The sequence below is a fragment of the Parasaccharibacter sp. TMW 2.1884 genome (genome assembly GCF_023337695.1).
In the GTDB taxonomy this organism is placed as follows: domain Bacteria; phylum Pseudomonadota; class Alphaproteobacteria; order Acetobacterales; family Acetobacteraceae; genus Bombella; species Bombella apis.
Map to the genome: position 1 here is coordinate 212,741 of NZ_QORR01000002.1, position 15,873 is coordinate 228,613.

Here is a 15,873-nt window from a genome sequence, read left to right on the forward strand (position 1 = left end):
GGATAACCTGTCTTCCGGGGGAGCGTCCATCTGATCTGGAGGGCACCAAAAATAGAATGACCGGTCTATTCTTTGTGGACAGAACAGGTCTTTCCTGATAGGATTACAGCATGACAGTTGCAGAAAAGCATGAGCAGGCCCGTCGGCGTATTCTGGAATCTGCCCGCCCTCTCATTGGGCTGCGGGGGTTTTCTGCCGTGGGGCTGAGCCAGATTCTGGAGGCAGCTGGTATCCCCAAAGGCTCATTCTACCATTATTTCGAGTCGAAAGAGCATTTCGGGGCTGCCCTTTTGGAGCTTTACAACGAGCAGTATCTGGTCAAGCTGGAAGCTCTCATTGCGCAGACGGGCAGGACCGGGTTTGAGAAACTGTCTCTGTATTGCCAGTGCTGGGTGGATGCCCAGCAGGATGGCTGCCTCAATGAGAAATGTCTTGTCGTCAAGCTGGCGGCGGAGGTGTCCGATCTTTCGGAAAGGATGCGGCTGATCCTTGCCGAAGGCACGACCCGGATCGTGGACTGTCTGGCCCGTATCGTCGAGGAGGGGCAGAAGGATGGCTCCATCACGAAGGCGCTGCCCGCCCGGTATCTGGCGTCTGCCGTGTATCAGACGTGGCTCGGAGCCACTCTGCTGGTCAAGGTCACGCACCAGCAGGCTCCGTTCGAGGAGGCTTTCGAGGCGACCCGTCATCTTGTGACAGTCTGAATCATCCCGGTTTCCTGTCTTTTTTCGAAGCAGGAAAGTTTTTTTCGGGAAGGGTCTTTCATTTTCGAGATGACCGGTCTATTTGTTGAGTGTTCCCGATGAAGGCTCAGGGCCGATTCCCTAAAGGCTTTGGGACCAGGGAGAGAATGGTATCTCACATGGCCGTTAAAGATGACCGGTCTATTATGTGATCTGGCCTGAAAGAGCGGCAAGGAGGACAGCATGGATAATTTTGAATTCTATAACCCGACAAAAATCCTTTTTGGCAAAGGGATGATTGCCAGGCTGGATGAGCAGATCGACCAGCAGGCCCGGGTTCTTGTCCTCTATGGTGGTGCCAGCGCCGAGAAGAGCGGTACGCTGGGTGAAGTCCGCAAGGCATTGGGGCAGCGGACATTCTGCGAATTCGGCGGGATTGAAGCCAACCCGACTTACGAGACGCTCATGAAGGCTGTCGAGGTCGCCCGCAAGGAGAAGGTGAATTTCCTTCTGGCTGTTGGTGGCGGTTCCGTCATGGATGGCACGAAGTTCGTTGCTGCTGCCGTGCCGTATCAGGGCGAACCGTGGGAAATCCTGCTGAAGCAGGGTGAGACGGTCCAGCAGGCCCTGCCGCTGGGAACGGTCGTGACATTGCCCGCTACCGGGTCGGAGATGAACAGCATTGCCGTGATCTCCCGCAAGGAGACGGGCGACAAGCTGGCTTTCTCGAACCCGCACGTCTTCCCGGTCTTTTCCATTCTGGACCCGACCCGCACTTTCAGCCTGCCGCCCCGGCAGGTGGCCAATGGTGTGGCGGATTCTTTCGTCCACGTGATGGAAGCGTACATGACCCTGCCGCAGGATGCGATGGTGCAGGACCGCTACGCTGAGGGCCTGCTGCTGAGCCTGCATGAGATTGGCCAGCGCATCACCAGTGCTCCTGCTGATGACTACGACCTGCGTGCCAACCTGATGTGGGTGGCAACACAGGCCCTGAATGGTCTCATCGGGGCTGGCGTGAAGCAGGACTGGGCCACCCATGCCATCGGCCATGAGCTGACGGCGAAATACGGGATCGACCATGCCCGCACGCTGGCCATCGTCTTCCCGGCCATGCTGAAGGAGCGTCGGGAGCAGAAGCGTGCCAAGCTGCTGCAATATGCCGCCCGTGTTCTGGGGCTGACGGAAGGCACGGAGGATGAGCGTATCGATGCCGCCATTGCCCGTATCGAAGCCTTCTTTGAAGGGCTGGAGATTCCGGTCCGTCTTTCTGCCTACGACATTGACCGTGCTGGTATTGATCCCATCATTGCCCAGCTGGAAGAGCATGGCATGACAACTCTTGGTGAACATCAGGACATTACGTCAGAAATCAGCCGCAAAGTTCTGGAAAGAAGTTTGTAAGGTTCCAATATCTGGTTGGGGGGCGGCAATGGTCCGTGTTGTTGCTCCCCAGCCGACCTTTGGGCAGTGATTCAACACTGTCCATATCACACCCAGGTTCCGCTGCAGGGACCCGGGAAGAACGAGGTGTATCATGGCATTTGCCACTGTTAATCCTTATACGAATGAAGTTGTCAAAGAGTTTCCGGAAGCAACGGAACAGGACGTTCAGGCCGCCCTGGCCCGGGGACATGAGGCTTACGAAGCATGGCGGGAAACCAGCTTTGAAGAGCGCGCCAAGCTCATGAAGAACATCGGTGCCCTGCTGCGCCGTGATGCGGAGAAGCTGGCCCGTCTGGCTGCGCTGGAGATGGGCAAGGTTCTGGCCGAAGGGAAGGCCGAGGCCATCCTGTCTGCCCAGATCTGCGAATATTATGCCGAGAATCTGGCGGAGCTGCTGAAGCCGGAAGACCTGAAGCTCTCCGACCCCAAGATGGGGCGTGCCAAGCTGGTGTATGAGCCGCAGGGCATCGTGCTGGCCATCGAACCCTGGAACTTCCCGTATTATCAGGTGCTGCGCATTGTGGCGCCACAGCTTTCTGCCGGTAATGCGGTCCTTCTGAAACATGCAGGCAACCTGCCGCAGTGTGCTGCTGCCTGCCAGGAGCTGGTTGAAGAAGCGGGCGCACCGAAGGGGCTGTTCCAGAATATCTACATGCCGCACAAATTCACGGAGATGGTGCTGGATGATCCCCGTACCTGTGGTGTGGCGTTGACAGGGTCCGAGCGGGCCGGGTCCATCGTGGCTGGTGCTGCTGGCAAGGCTCTCAAGAAGGCGACCATGGAGCTGGGGGGCAGCGATGCCTTCATCGTTCTGGATGATGCCGACCTTGAGAAGACCGTTAAATGGGCCGTGTTCGGCCGCCACTGGAATGCCGGTCAGGTCTGTGTCTCTGCCAAGCGCATCATTGTGGTGGACAGCCTTTATGACCGCTTTGTGGAACTGTACAAGAAGGGCATTGCCGAGCTGAGGGCCGGGGATCCTTTGGACCCGAACACCAATTTCGCTCCTCTTGCTTCCCAGCAGGCTGCGGATGATCTGCGTGAAATGGTGGAGAAAGCCGTCAAGCAGGGAGCGAAGGCTGAGACCATTCCTGTAGCCGTGCCTAACCAGGGGGCGTTTTTCCAGCCGGTTGTTCTGACGGAACTGGATGAGAACAATGAGGCCCGTCATTGGGAGTTCTTTGGCCCGGTTTCCCAGCTTTATCGTGCCAAGGATGAGAACGATGCCGTTCGCATTGCCAATGACTCTCCTTATGGTCTGGGTGGCGCCATCTTCTCCAGGGATGAAGCCCGGGCAGTTCGTGTGGCGTCCAAGATCCGTACCGGCATGGTGTTCATCAACCACCCGACCACGACCAAAGCGGAACTGCCTTTCGGCGGTATTGCCCGCTCCGGTTATGGGCGTGAACTTATGAGCCTTGGGATCAAGGAATTCGTGAACCACAAGCTCGTCAATGTCATGGACATTGACTCTCCGTTCTGAAGAACGGGCTGGCCCGTATCTTTGGTCATGAAAAAGGCGGCTCCATCATGGAGCCGCCTTTTTTCGTGTCTGGAGGTTTTTATCGCCCCAGCATGGAGCCCATGACACCGTCCCGCCGGATGATGCCGTGCAGCAGGGCCGCTCCGATATGGGCGAGAATGAGCAGGATCAGCCCATAGGCCAGAAGACTGTGCAGGCAGCGCAGGACACCCCACAGATGGGGATGGAAGCCCATGAGCGGCGGGATGTGGCAGCCCCCCCACAGGGTGATCGGGTATCCGCCAGCCGAGAGCATGGCCCAGCCGACCAGCGGCAGGGCGATCATGAAGCCATAAAGCAGGATATGGGAGAAATGGGCGGCCAGCTTCATGGGGCCGGGCATGTCCATTGGCAGGGCAGGTGTGTGGTTGGCAAACCGGTTGACAAGCCGGATGACCACCAGCAGCAGGAGCAGGAACCCCACCGTGCGATGCAGCGTGAAGAGACCGGCATAGTGGATGGTGGAGTCATGCGCCATGACCAGCCCGACAAAGAGCATGACGATGATGAGGACCGCCATCACCCAGTGCAGCAGGATGGAGAGGCGGGGGAAGGGCGTAGCATGGCCTGTATTCTGTGGAAAAGACATGGGTTACTGGCCCTTCTCGTCTTGTGTGAGGGTCGGACTGGCAACATCGCCCGGCGTGACCATGCTGGGTGCTTTGTGCTCGGCAGACCGGGTTGCATAGGACCTCATGTAGACTGACGAGCGCAGGGCCAGCAGCGGGTCGTCCGAGGCGCTGATTCCGTCAGGCAGGATGGTGGGGTCGAACACCATGGGGCCACAGGGGCTTTCATCCTCGCTGTAGGCCTTCGTGAAGGTCACCGTGCCGACCGTTACCTTCTGGTCCGCATTGTCCCATGGCTGGCTGGAGTCGTTGACCGGGTCTCCTTCACGGGCCACCGTGGCAACGATGTCCCAGCGGAGGGGCCGTTGATCCAGCGTCTGGACCAGCCGTTTGAAGAGATAGTTGCCATCATTGGCGCCACTGCCGTCAGCCGGGCTGAAGGGTTCCTGCGCCACGGCAGCCCAGCGGACGGCTGTCTTTTTTCCAGCTTCATCTGTCAGGATGAAGCTGTCGAGGCTGTTGTATGTGTCGTTGGTCAGGTCGGATGTCTGCTTGTGGGCTTTTGCCTGTTCAAAAGCCGTTTTCAGCCAGGGGCGCTGGGCTGCATAGGCCTGAACGGCCACAGGGTCGGGCCTGTGGGTGGCAGGGTCCAGCTTTGCGGCTCCGAAGAAAGCGTAAGCATCGGCAATATCCCGCATGGACTGGAGAGGGGCATCCACCAGCGCCAGCCGCCAGTCATCACCGGATGGGGAGCGTATCTGCATGGAAAGGCTGCGGGCCACGGCGGGATTGTCCGGCAGATACGGCAGTGGCGGAGCCAGTGAGAAACGCCCCATGACAGGCAGATGCTCGCCCCTGAAGATGCCGGAGCGGGACAGGGCACGGCCCTCCGGTGTGGGGTCGAACCAGCCGGTGGCGCACATGCCCTTGGCATGGGCACGGCGGAAGCCATCACCCGGAGCCCCAGCATTATGGAATCGCTGCATGAAGTGGGAAGGAGATATGGCGGCCGGACTGAAAATGTCGGCCGTCCAGGCCAGCAGGCCACCCAGACAGAGTGGCGGCAGAATGACAGCCGCCCAGCGGGCCGGACTGCCCTTGCGGGGGGAATGCGCCATTGGATGCTCTCCTCAACAGGTGACGAAACTAATTCGTAGGCTGTATCAGATGTTACCAGTGACGGGAAGAAAAGTGGACGGGCCGCACCAGAAGACTCCACCCGCCGGACGGGGCGGGTGGAACCGTTCTTTGCCTCAGGGCATCGCCCCGATGGGAAGCGGCTTGAGGTGGGCATTGGTGCCACGGCCTACGGCATCCGGGGCATCATGGGTCAGGTCCTCATGGGCCTCGGGATGTTCGGAGGCATTGACGTCACCAACCTGCTTGGGGTGGTGCAGCCCCTCATACTGGAAGGCACCGACCGACAGCGTCTCGGCCATCGTGGGAAGGTTCTTGGAGTCCCACCCGCCGCCAAGGCTGCGGATCAGCGAAACATCAGCCTGATACAGCCTTGTGGCCACCTCCACCTGCGTGATGCGGCTGCGGAGGGTGTTTTCCTGGCTGAAAATGGCATCCAGATAGGTGCCCACACCGCCCTGATAGAGCGTCATGGTCATGTTCTGGGTTTCCAGATTGGCATTGACGGCCTTTTCCAGAGCCTGGTTTTCCAGATTCAGGCGGTTGGTGCGGGAGAGACCATCCTCCACTTCCCGGAAGGCGGAGAGAACGGTCGTGCGGTACTGGTCCCGTGTTTCCCGGTAGGCGGACCATGACCGCTGGAGTTCCGCCCGATGCACGCCGCCATCAAAGAGTGGAATGTTCATGCGGGCACCGTAGGTCCAGAGCGAGTTGGCCAGATTGGCCAGCTTGAAGCCGTTGGCCTCGAACCCGGCATCCGCATTGAGAGAGAAATGCGGGTAGAAGGCGGCACGGGCAATGCCGATGGCCCGGTTGGCCTGGGCCATCTCACGCTCCGCACTGGCAATGTCGGGCCGCCGCTGGAGCAGGCCCGAGGGCACGCCCGCCGGAATGTTGGGCTGGTGGAAGTCCAGCGCCTTGACGGGGTCGATGTGGAAGCTGGAGGGCGCACTGTTGGTCAGCACGGCGATGGCATGTTCCGTCACCTCACGGGCGGCCTGGATGTCATACAGGGCGGCCTGCGTGGTGTAGAGCTGGGCTTCTGCCCGGGCGAGGTCCAGCCGGGGGGCCGCCTTGTATTTCAGCTGGGTGCGGGTGACATCCAGTGCCCGGTTATAATAGGCGATGGACTGCTGGTAGATGGCGATCTGCGCATCATAACCACGCAGCTGGATGTAGTCGGTGGCCAGCTCGGCCTCCAGGCTCAGCCGTGCCATGGCGAAGCGGGCGGCCTCCTGCTGGGCGGCCTGCCGGTTCATGCGGACATGGTTGCGGATGGCGGACCAGATGTCCGGCTCCCACGAGGCCAGACCGGCATATTCTTCCTGCGTCTGGGTCAGCGTGGCCCCGTTGCGGAAGAGCCTGTCTGCCGACTGCTTGTTGTCCGACCCGCCTGCATCAAGGCTGAGATGCGGGAGCAGGTCCGCCCGGGCCTTGGCCACGAGGGAGCGGGCCTGAAGGAAACGCTCGGCGGCGGCCTGGAGGTCACCATTCTCGGCAATGGCCCGGTCTTCCAGCTCGTTCAGCAGCGGATCATGAAAGAGCGTCCACCAGTCGCTGGGGAGAGTGGCATCGGCGGGCTGCGCCACGGCGAAGGGGGCCTGCCCCTGCCAGCTGTCCGGCACGACAAAATGCGGCGGTTCGTAGTGTGGGGCGAGGTCGCAGGCACCGAGGCCCGTCAGGGCCAGCAGGCTGCCACCAAGGGCAGTCCGGCGGGCAAGACGGCCCAGCCTGCGGCGGGTCTTCTTCATGGAGGAAGAACGGTCAGAGATCATGGTGGTCATCAGTCATCATCTCCGGATTCTTCCCAGCCGCTCTGGTTATAGCCCCGGGCCGGTGTCACGATGTGGACGGGGTCGCCTTCCAGAAGGTCGGCGGGCGGGTTGTTGATGATGCGGTCATCCGCCGTGATGCCTGCCTGAACCTCGGTGGAGCTGTCCGCCATCTTGCCGACACGGATGTTCTTGAAGTGGACGGTGTTCTTCTGGTCCACGGTTGCCACCTGCATTCCTTTTTCCTGAAAGACGAGGGACCCCGTGGGAATCTTCAGCAGGTGGGAGGCATTATTGTTGGCTTTCAGCGAGACAGAGGCGAAGGTCCCCGGCCAGAGGGCGTGGTCGGCATTGTCCAGCGTGAATTCGGAGACGGCCGTTCTCGTGTTGGGGTCATAGCCGAGGGATGCCGTCAGGAACTTGGCCGTGAAGATGCGGTCCGGATACTGCGGCACGTGGACCTCCGCCGTCAGCCCGTCCGTCAGCATGTAGGAGAAGATTTCCGGCACGGAGATGAAGAGACGCAGGCGGTGCGTGTCCGCCACGGTGAAGAGTTCGGAGGCCCCACCAGTGGCGTTGAGCTGCCCGCCCCCGCTGTTGACATAGTCACCCACATTGATGGAGCGGGCCGTCACGACACCATCGAACGGAGCCACGATCTGCTTGAACTTCTCCAGGGCGGCGAAGTGGTCCACATTGCGCTGGGCTGCTTCCATCTTGGCGTAGGCGGCCTGTTCATCCGCCGTGGCGACGGAGACGGACTGCCCGGAAACGGCCTGGGAGTGCCCCATGGCCCGCCAGCGGTTGGCCGTCACGGAGGCCAGATTGTACTTGGCCTTCTGGGCATCAAGGTCTGCCAGGGCCTGGGCGTACTGGGCATCCAGTGCCGGGGCGTTGATTTCGGCCAGCACGTCACCCTGATGGACGACGGCACCGTAATCCTTGTACCACATCTTCACGTAACCGGAGACCTGCGCATAGATCGGCGCCTGATACCAGGCATCAATCGTGCCGGGGAGCGTGAGGCTCACCTTGCTGTCCGCCTTGTGGGGCAGGATGATGGCCACGTTGGGCACGGCACTCTGTTCCGCCACGTCATGCAGGTGGGCGTTGTGGGCCATGCGGCCGAGCAGCAGCACGATGATGTAGAGGCCCAGCGCCAGGGCGATCAGGCCGAGCAGTAATTTGTGTTTGCGGGACATGCTGGCCATCAGACGGTCTCCTTATGACGCGCAGTACGGTTGTGGATGATTGCATAGACACAGGGAACGAAGAGCAGCGTGGACAGCGTGGCGACAATCAGCCCGCCAATCACGGCCCGGCCCAGTGGGGCATTGGTGGAGTTGGAGGTGGCCATGGGGATCATCCCCACCACCATGGCAAGGGCGGTCATCAGCACGGGGCGGATGCGCTCCCGCCCGGCTTCCGTCGCTGCCCGGAGGGCATCACCATGCAGCTCGATCCGCTCCCTGGCGAAGGACACCACGAGGATGGAGTTGGCCGTGGCCGTCCCCATGCACATGATGGCCCCTGTCAGGGCCGGGACGGACAGGCGTGTCCCGGTCAGGAACAGGGCCCAGGCGATCCCGGCCAGTGCGCCGGGCAGGGCGGTGATGATGATGAACGGGTCCATCCAGGACTGGAAGTTGACGACGATCAGCAGGTAGATCAGCACGATGGAAACCATCAGCCCGATGATGAGCTGGCCATAGGCTCCGTACATGGTCACGGCGGCCCCATGAATCTCCGTTGCGGCCGTCTTGGGCAGCAGGGATTTCGTGTCGGTGATGACTTTCTTGACGTCCGTCAGCACGGCCCCGAGGTCCCGTCCTTCGGTGGAGACGTAGATGTCCACCTCCGGCATGGAGTTGAAGTGGGACACCTCACCCGGCGTGCCGGTCGGCACGACGGTGCTGATGCTGCCCAGAAGCTGGTCGCCCGTACCGGTCGGGTTGCCGTCGCCCTTGTCCACCGGAATGGTTAGCAGGTCGCTCAGATGCGTCAGCTGGTCCTGCGAGACGTAGGTGTTCAGCGGGAAGGTGACGTCGTTGCTGGGGTCGAGCCAGAACTGCGGGTCCACCGTGCTGGAACCGGAGAGCGTCATCAGCTGGTTGTTGGCGAGGTCGGCCTCGGTCAGGCCGGTGGCCTGGCTGAAGGTCCGGTTGCCACGGATCATCAGTGTCGGTGTCTTCATCGTCTGCTGGATGACGACATCGGCAGCCCCCGGGATGTGCCGCAGGCGGGTCATGATCTTGCGGGCATAGTCATAATTGTCGGCAATGTCCGGCCCGTTGATCTGGATGTCGATCGGTGCGGGAGAGCCGAAATTGAGGATCTTCGCCGTCAGGTCCGCCGGCTGGAAGGTGAAGACCGTCCCGGGGAAGCGGGCGGAGAGGTCCTTGCGCAGCAGGGCACGATAATCCCACACGGGGGAGGCCTCGTTTTTCAGGGCGATGGTCAGGTCGCAGTCCTGCGTCCCGATGGTCGGTGTCGGGATGAAGGCCTGGTTGTGCGCCCCTTCCGGCAGGCCGCAGTTGCTGACGATCTCTTCCACCTGGCCGGGCAGGTCCTGCTCGATGCGGTCGGAGACCAGAGCGGCAATGCGGCCCGCAACCTCGATACGGGTACCCAGCGGGGCCCGCATGTGCATCTGGAGGGCGTTGGACTTCGTCTCCGGGAAGAAGTCCCGCCCGGCCGTGAAGTAAAGCCCCAATGACAGGACGGAAAGGCCGAGGAAGATGCCGACAAACAGTTTGCGCTGCTCCACACAGCGGACCAGAATGGCGTAATAGCCGTCCCGGAAGCTGTTGAACTTTTCCTCAAAGCCCCGCTGGAAGCGGATGAAGAAGCCCATGACACCGCTGCGTGGTGGCAGGGGAGCGGAGTGATTGTGGCTGTCTGTCCCGTCGCCACGGTTGGCCGGGTGACCGGCTGCCACGGCAGCAGCGTTGGCATCGGCAGTATGCTGCTCCCTGTCCGGGATGTCATGGCCGTGACCATGATTGGCCAGCAGGTATTTTGCCATGGTCGGGACCAGCGTCCGGGAGAGGACGAAGGAGGCGATCATGGCGAAGATGATGGCTTCCGCCATCGGTCGGAAGAGGTAACCGGCCACGCCGTCCAGCTCGAACAGGGGCAGCCACACGATGCAGATGCAGGTGGTGGAGACGAAGGTCGCCGTCACGATCTGGTTGGCGGCATCGATGATGGCAGGTTCAAGTTCCTTGCCCATCTCGAGATGGGTGTCGATGTTCTCGATCATCACCGTGGCGTCGTCCACGAGGATGCCGACCGCCAGGGCCAGCCCGCCCAGTGTCATCACGTTGATGGATTCCCCGGCCCAGCTCAGCCCGATGACCGAGCAGAGAATGGCCAGCGGGATGGAGGTGGCGATGATGACGGTGGACCGCCACGAGCCGAGGAAGAGCAGCACCACGATGCCGGTCAGGAAGGCAGCGGTGACCATCTCCCGCACCACGTCCTTGATGGCGTCCTTCACGAAGATGGAGGCGTCGGTCAGGATGCTGACCTTCACGTCATCCGGCAGCACGGCCCGCAGGCGGGGGAGGGCCTTCTTTACGCCATCCACCACGTCCAGCGTGGAGGCTTCGCCGCTCTTCATGACGACGACCTCGACGCCCTGACGTCCCTTCACGAGCACGAGGTTTGTCTGCGGATGGCCGCCACGATAGACGTCCGCCACATCGTGAACGTAGATCACTGCATTGCCCACCCGTTTGACCGGAATGTTGCCGATGGCCTTCATGCTCTTGGGGGTGGCGTTGGTCTGCACCATCCAGTCCACGGCGTCGATCTTCTGGTCACCGGCGGGCAGGACGATGTTCTGGTCATGCATGGCGTTCTGCACGTCCATGGCCGAGAGATGGTGCGCCCGCAGCTGGTCCTGGTTCAGCGTGACCATCACGAAGCTGTCCATCCCGCCATAGGGATGCGGCACCACGGCCCCCTCGACGGTGACCAGAAGCGGACGGACACGGATCATCGCCAGCTTGTAGAGGTCGGACGGCGTCTGCTTGTCCGAGGTGATCTGCAGCGAGATGACTGGAACGGAAGACGCATCCAGCCGCATGATCATCGGGGCCGGGATGTTCACTGGCAGCTGCTTGATGACGGTCTGGGAAATGGCGGTGACTTCCGCCTCTGCCTCGCCAATCTCAGACCCGGGCTGGAAGAAGATCGTCACGATCCCCCGCCCGTAATAGGAGTTGGACTCCATGTGCTCGATGCCCTCCACGGTGGAGGTCACCATCAGCTCGTAATTGTAGATGATGCGGCCTGCAAATTCCTCAGGCAGCATCCCGCCATAGGTCCAGACGGCAGAGACCACCGGGATCTTGATATTCGGAAAGACGTCAGTCGGTGTTTTGAAGACTGACATCACCCCGAACATCACGATCAGGATGGACAGTACCACAAAGGTCAGAGGCCGCTTCAGGGCGGTGATGACAATGGCATTCATGGGTCGGACTGTTCCAGTTTTATTCCAGAGGCAGAAGGAAGCCGGGACAATCTAGGCAAAAAGGACGACAGGGCGAATTAAATACTGTTTTAGTCTGAGTTATGACATCTCCGTAAGGTACGGCACCTTCTTCTGTAGGGCAGGCAGAAAGGCCCCTGCTTCTGTTCTACAGTCCTCATCCTGTCACGAGATGACGGGAGCATAGGTTACAGGAATGTCACGGAATGCAGCGCTCCGTCTGTATGGGTACGGAAGGAAAAAACCGCCAAGGGTGTTTCTTCCTTCCGTGCCGATGGTGTCAGTTTTTGGGAAGCTGGTCCGGTGTTTCTGCCTGCGGGATGGAGTGGCGGATGTGTTTCACGGTACTTTCCTTCACGGGGCTGCTGTTATTGCCCCAGCTCTGCCGGATGAAGCTGACAACATCAGCTACTTCCCTGTCAGAGAGCGTGTCCGCAAAGCCCGGCATGGTGAAGGCGGAGGCCGCCGTAGGCAGGGCGTGCATACTGTCGCCGGCCAGAATGATATGGATGAGTGATGTGGCATCATCCGTCATCACGATGGGGTTGCCAGCCAGTGGGGGGAAGACCGTTCCATACCCGGCACCATCGGTGCGGTGGCAGGCGGCGCAGCGGTCCATGTAGGTCTGTGCCCCGGGCTGGGAGAGGTCGGCACGGCGGAGCATGTCGGTCGTCGTGGGGTCATAGACCCAGGGTGTTTCCTTGCGTGCCGGGGCCAGCTGCATGAGGTAACGGGCAATGGCGTGCAGGTCCGCCTCCTTGAAGGCATGGGCACTATGGACGATGACAGGCGTCATCCCGCCAAAGCTGGCACCAGTCCGGGACCGCCCCGTGCGGAGGAAATCCACGATGTCCTGTTCGCTCCAGCGGCCCAGTCCTGTCCGGTTTTCCTGCCGGAGGGAGGGGACGACCCATTGTTCCACCACGCCCCCGCCAGAGAGGAAGAGCGGCCCGTCCTTGGCTGTCTGGGCTTTTTCATTGAGGGTGATGCTGCGGGGGCTGTGGCAGGCCCCGCAATGGCCGGGTCCTTCCACCAGATAGGCTCCACGGGCAAGTATGGGGTCGGAGAACTGGTTGTTGGTGCGCAGCTGGGCAGACTGGATGGAGGGTGAGAACAGCCAGCGCCAGATATGCAGGGGCCAGCGCATGGAAAGTGGCCAGATCAGCCCATTGGCGGGCGGGTCAACAGGCTGCGGTGTCACCCCCCTCTGGAAATAGACATAGAGGGCATGGATGTCCGCCTTGCTCAGCCGTGCGTAGGAGGGATAGGGCATGGCCGGATAGAGGGCGCTGCCATCCTTGCGGATGCCGAGCTGGACGGCCCGGGCGAATTCGGCTTCGGTATAGTGGCCGATGCCGTGGACGGGGTCTGGCGAGATGTTGGTGGAGTAGATGGTGCCTATGGGCAGTTTGAAGGGCATCCCCCCGCTGTAGGGTGGCCGCCCCGGCTGGGTGTGGCAGGCGGCACAGTCGCCCAGAACAGCCTGATAATGGCCCTCTTCAATCAGTCCGGCAGGCAGGGGAGCATCATCAGCCTGTGCAGGACGGGTGGGCAGGGTGGCAGCCACGATGCCCAGCAGACCCAGCCCCATCGTCAGCAGGGGGCGAAGGGGGGATGTGCGTTTCGTGCCGGTGGAACGGAGGAACAGGGACATCAGGCGTGTACCATCGGGCCGGGATTGCGGAGATAGGTCTGGCGGATATGGTAAGCGGACCAGTAGGCCAGTGCTGCCACCAGGCCTGTCGGGTTGTATCCCATTCCTTGCGGGAAGGCGCTGGAGCCGATGACGAAGAGATTCGGGACGTCCCAGCTCTGGAGATACCGGTTCAGGGCGCTGGTCTTCGGGTTGCTGCCCAGAATGACACCACCGCTGAGATGTGTTGTCTGATAGATGCGGCTGTCGAAAAGCTGGCCCGGCTGGAGGCTGTTCAGGCTGGTCCGTGTGGCCCCCATGGCCTGGGCAATGTCGCCGATCTGCCTGACGACATACTGGTTCATGCGGATGTCGTTGTCCTTCCATGTGAAGGTCATCCGCAGCATGGGCTGGCCATAGGCATTGCGCCATGTGGGGTCCAGGTCGAGATAGACATCCCGGTAGGCCATGTTGCTGCCATGGGCATCAATGCTGAAGGAATGCCTGTACTGGTCGATCATGGCGGCCTTGTAGGCACCTCCCCAGCGGGGTGATCCTTTTCCGCCACTGCCCTGTGCGGCAGCAATGGGCTTGAGGCCCGCCTGATTGACCCAGACAGGAGACCCGCCAATGAAACCGGCCCGCCCCCGGTCGAAACCGGGCTGGTTGAAGTCATCAATGGCCACGCCAGCGCCGCCGGCGCCGACAAACTGGTTTGTGCAGCGGTTTTCCGGCAGCCAGACACGGGAGGAGGTGATGGTCTGGTAGGTGAAATTGCGGCCGATGGTCCCGCTCTGGCTGACCGGGTCATAGGGTTTGCCAATGCCGGATGTCAGCATGAGGTGGACATTGTGCAGCTGGAAGGCGCTGAGGATGACCAGATCCGCCTCAATGACCTGTTCGGAGTCGGTTTTGAGGTCGATGTACCGCACACCGGTGGCCCTCTTGCGGGTGTCATCCAGCAGGATTTCCAGCACCTGTGCCTGTGTGATGAGCCGGAAGCGTTTGTCCTGCCGCAGAGCGGGCAGGATGTTCACGTTCGGGGAGGCTTTGGAATAGAGATAGCAGGCATAGCCACTGCAATAACCGCAGAAGTTGCAGGGGCCCATCTGGCAGCCATAAGGGTTGGTATAGGGCTGGGAGGCATTGGCGGCAGGCATGCTGTAAGGGTGGAAGCCTGCCTCCCGGGCTGCCTGGCGGAAGACGCTGGCAGAGAAGGTGTCTGCCATGGGCGGCAGGGGAAAATGGCTGGAGCGGTCCAGGGCAAAGACGTTGCCACGGCCTGTTTTCTGCCCCTGCACGGAGGATGCCTCCCCCGAAGTTCCAAAGACCTTCTCTGCCTTGTCGAAAAACGGTTCCAGTTCTCCGTAGCTGATTCCGTAATCCTGGAGGTGCATGTCTTTGGGGATGAATTTCTGCCCGTAGCGCTCAATGGTGGCGCTGCGCAGGCGGAGGTCATCCTCCGTGACACGGAAGTGGCAGCCTGACCAGTGCAGTCCGGCACCACCAACGCCTTCGCCGGGGAGGAAGGCGGCCAGCTGGCGGTAGGGCAGGGCAGTCTGGTCCGGGCGGTTGCGGATGGTCAGGGAGGTGCGGGCCAGTTTCTGGAAGAGGCGCTTGCGCACGGCGCCCCGCAGTTCGTCAATGGAGCCGGGATAGGTCCCTTCCACGGCTGTGCTGTGGTCGTGCCCACGTTCCAGCATGGTGACGTTCAGTCCGGCCTCTGTCAGTTCCTTGGCCATGATGCTGCCGGCCCAGCCAGCGCCGATGACAACGACATCCGGCTTCGCGGGAGGGAATGTCTGGTCTGTCATGGTTCATCCCTCCTCATTCTGGAAAGAGGCGCTGTATGGGTCCGGTTTTGGAGGCATGCCGACCGGGCCCAGGGGGTAGCGGGCCCCGTCCTGGTTGATCCAGTCCATGAAGTCCGCCCTGGCACCGGGAAAATCCATCATTTTCCAGCCAGCCATGTTGTGGTTGCCGCCATAGGCAGGGTCGGAGAAGGCTCCTTCCAGTGTATTGGTCCGCAGCTGCTCGAAGAAGACGGCACCGGGAATGTCATTGAGGTGGAGCCTGTTATCTTCCAGCGCATGCAGCACCTCATCCTGCCATTGTGGCGAGAGGGCTGCAAAAACGGCATCATGCAGCATGAGGCAATGGGTGTTGATGGGCGTGATGGCCCCACGATAGAGGTCCTGTGGGCTGTAGGGCAGCTGGTAGCCCAGCTCTGGCGGCCCATTCACGAAGGGAGCCTTCATGTACCAGAGGTCACCCCGGCCGTAAGGGGTGGTCATCTGCCTGTCGATGAAGCGGGGTACGCCGAGGGCCTGGGCTCCCGGCCCGTTTTCATCCTGCGGAAAGATGCGCTCGCACGCATGGCAGAGAAAGAGATATTCCTCCGCACTGAAAAAGACGGGCCTGTAATAGGCGGGGTCATCATCCGGGGGGGCGGGCTGTTGTTTCCCATCCTTTTCGTCTGCCCGGGCGGCATGGCTGAGCAGGGGAAGGCTGGAGAGGGAGGCTGCCCCTCCCATGAAGCCACGCCGGGACAGCGGGGCAGGAGCATCGTGGGAGGGAGGGGAGGAAGATGATGTCATCGCACAGGGCGGCCCG

The 15,873-nt window shown here is 61.3% G+C and carries 11 protein-coding genes; 3 read left to right on the forward strand and 8 right to left on the reverse strand.

Annotated features, from left to right (window positions below):
- The first annotated feature begins 110 nt into the window (after positions 1-110).
- From DTI93_RS05185 to DTI93_RS05195, 3 genes are all read left to right on the forward strand, one after another.
- The gene (locus DTI93_RS05185) at positions 111-704 is read left to right on the forward strand and encodes a TetR/AcrR family transcriptional regulator (protein ID WP_086431560.1); all 594 of its coding nucleotides are present in this window, start codon (positions 111-113) and stop codon (positions 702-704) included.
- A gap of 222 nt (positions 705-926) precedes the next feature.
- Positions 927-2,087 carry an iron-containing alcohol dehydrogenase gene (locus DTI93_RS05190; RefSeq protein ID WP_081562922.1) on the forward strand — a complete coding sequence of 387 codons (1,161 nt, stop codon included), beginning with the start codon at positions 927-929 and terminating at the stop codon, positions 2,085-2,087.
- A gap of 133 nt (positions 2,088-2,220) precedes the next feature.
- Positions 2,221-3,612, forward strand: a complete 1,392-nt coding sequence (locus DTI93_RS05195; RefSeq protein ID WP_081562921.1) for an NAD-dependent succinate-semialdehyde dehydrogenase — start codon at positions 2,221-2,223, stop codon at positions 3,610-3,612.
- 79 nt (positions 3,613-3,691) lie between these two features.
- Here the strand turns inward: DTI93_RS05195 and DTI93_RS05200 are convergent, their stop codons facing one another.
- From DTI93_RS05200 to DTI93_RS05235, 8 genes are all read right to left on the reverse strand, one after another.
- On the reverse strand, positions 3,692-4,240 hold the full coding sequence (locus DTI93_RS05200) for a cytochrome b (RefSeq protein WP_192848720.1): 549 nt from the start codon (positions 4,238-4,240) through the stop codon (positions 3,692-3,694).
- A 3-nt stretch (positions 4,241-4,243) separates the two neighbouring features.
- Positions 4,244-5,338 (reverse strand): catalase, encoded by a 1,095-nt coding sequence (locus DTI93_RS05205; protein ID WP_249079868.1) that lies wholly within the window; start codon positions 5,336-5,338, stop codon positions 4,244-4,246.
- Between the two features lie 135 nt (positions 5,339-5,473).
- On the reverse strand, positions 5,474-7,132 hold the full coding sequence (locus tag DTI93_RS05210) for an efflux transporter outer membrane subunit (RefSeq protein WP_408902105.1): 1,659 nt from the start codon (positions 7,130-7,132) through the stop codon (positions 5,474-5,476).
- An 8-nt stretch (positions 7,133-7,140) separates the two neighbouring features.
- Positions 7,141-8,340 carry an efflux RND transporter periplasmic adaptor subunit gene (locus DTI93_RS05215; RefSeq protein WP_081562918.1) on the reverse strand — a complete coding sequence of 400 codons (1,200 nt, stop codon included), beginning with the start codon at positions 8,338-8,340 and terminating at the stop codon, positions 7,141-7,143.
- On the reverse strand, positions 8,340-11,609 hold the full coding sequence (locus DTI93_RS05220; protein WP_249079870.1) for an efflux RND transporter permease subunit: 3,270 nt from the start codon (positions 11,607-11,609) through the stop codon (positions 8,340-8,342). Before DTI93_RS05220 ends, DTI93_RS05215 begins: the two co-directional genes overlap by 1 nt.
- A gap of 298 nt (positions 11,610-11,907) precedes the next feature.
- Positions 11,908-13,218 (reverse strand): cytochrome c, encoded by a 1,311-nt coding sequence (locus tag DTI93_RS05225; protein ID WP_103765682.1) that lies wholly within the window; start codon positions 13,216-13,218, stop codon positions 11,908-11,910.
- Positions 13,219-13,280: 62 nt separating this feature from the next.
- Positions 13,281-15,074, reverse strand: a complete 1,794-nt coding sequence (locus DTI93_RS05230) for a GMC family oxidoreductase (RefSeq protein WP_146046919.1) — start codon at positions 15,072-15,074, stop codon at positions 13,281-13,283.
- Positions 15,075-15,077: 3 nt separating this feature from the next.
- Entirely contained in the window at positions 15,078-15,857 is a 780-nt protein-coding gene (locus DTI93_RS05235) for a gluconate 2-dehydrogenase subunit 3 family protein (RefSeq protein WP_249079874.1), read from the reverse strand.
- Positions 15,858-15,873: the final 16 nt, after the last annotated feature.

What these genes read in the sequence shown, in the direction of transcription:
- DTI93_RS05205 (WP_249079868.1), bottom strand. Translation starts at nt 5,338, where the DNA reads ATGGCGCATTCCCCCCGCAAGGGCAGTCCGGCCCGCTGGGCGGCTGTC.
- DTI93_RS05195 (WP_081562921.1), top strand. Translation starts at nt 2,221, where the DNA reads ATGGCATTTGCCACTGTTAATCCTTATACGAATGAAGTTGTCAAAGAG.
- DTI93_RS05210 (WP_408902105.1), bottom strand. Translation starts at nt 7,132, where the DNA reads ATGATCTCTGACCGTTCTTCCTCCATGAAGAAGACCCGCCGCAGGCTG.
- DTI93_RS05185 (WP_086431560.1), top strand. Translation starts at nt 111, where the DNA reads ATGACAGTTGCAGAAAAGCATGAGCAGGCCCGTCGGCGTATTCTGGAA.
- DTI93_RS05220 (WP_249079870.1), bottom strand. Translation starts at nt 11,609, where the DNA reads ATGAATGCCATTGTCATCACCGCCCTGAAGCGGCCTCTGACCTTTGTG.
- DTI93_RS05225 (WP_103765682.1), bottom strand. Translation starts at nt 13,218, where the DNA reads ATGGGGCTGGGTCTGCTGGGCATCGTGGCTGCCACCCTGCCCACCCGT.
- DTI93_RS05190 (WP_081562922.1), top strand. Translation starts at nt 927, where the DNA reads ATGGATAATTTTGAATTCTATAACCCGACAAAAATCCTTTTTGGCAAA.
- DTI93_RS05230 (WP_146046919.1), bottom strand. Translation starts at nt 15,074, where the DNA reads ATGACAGACCAGACATTCCCTCCCGCGAAGCCGGATGTCGTTGTCATC.
- DTI93_RS05215 (WP_081562918.1), bottom strand. Translation starts at nt 8,340, where the DNA reads ATGGCCAGCATGTCCCGCAAACACAAATTACTGCTCGGCCTGATCGCC.
- DTI93_RS05235 (WP_249079874.1), bottom strand. Translation starts at nt 15,857, where the DNA reads ATGACATCATCTTCCTCCCCTCCCTCCCACGATGCTCCTGCCCCGCTG.
- DTI93_RS05200 (WP_192848720.1), bottom strand. Translation starts at nt 4,240, where the DNA reads ATGTCTTTTCCACAGAATACAGGCCATGCTACGCCCTTCCCCCGCCTC.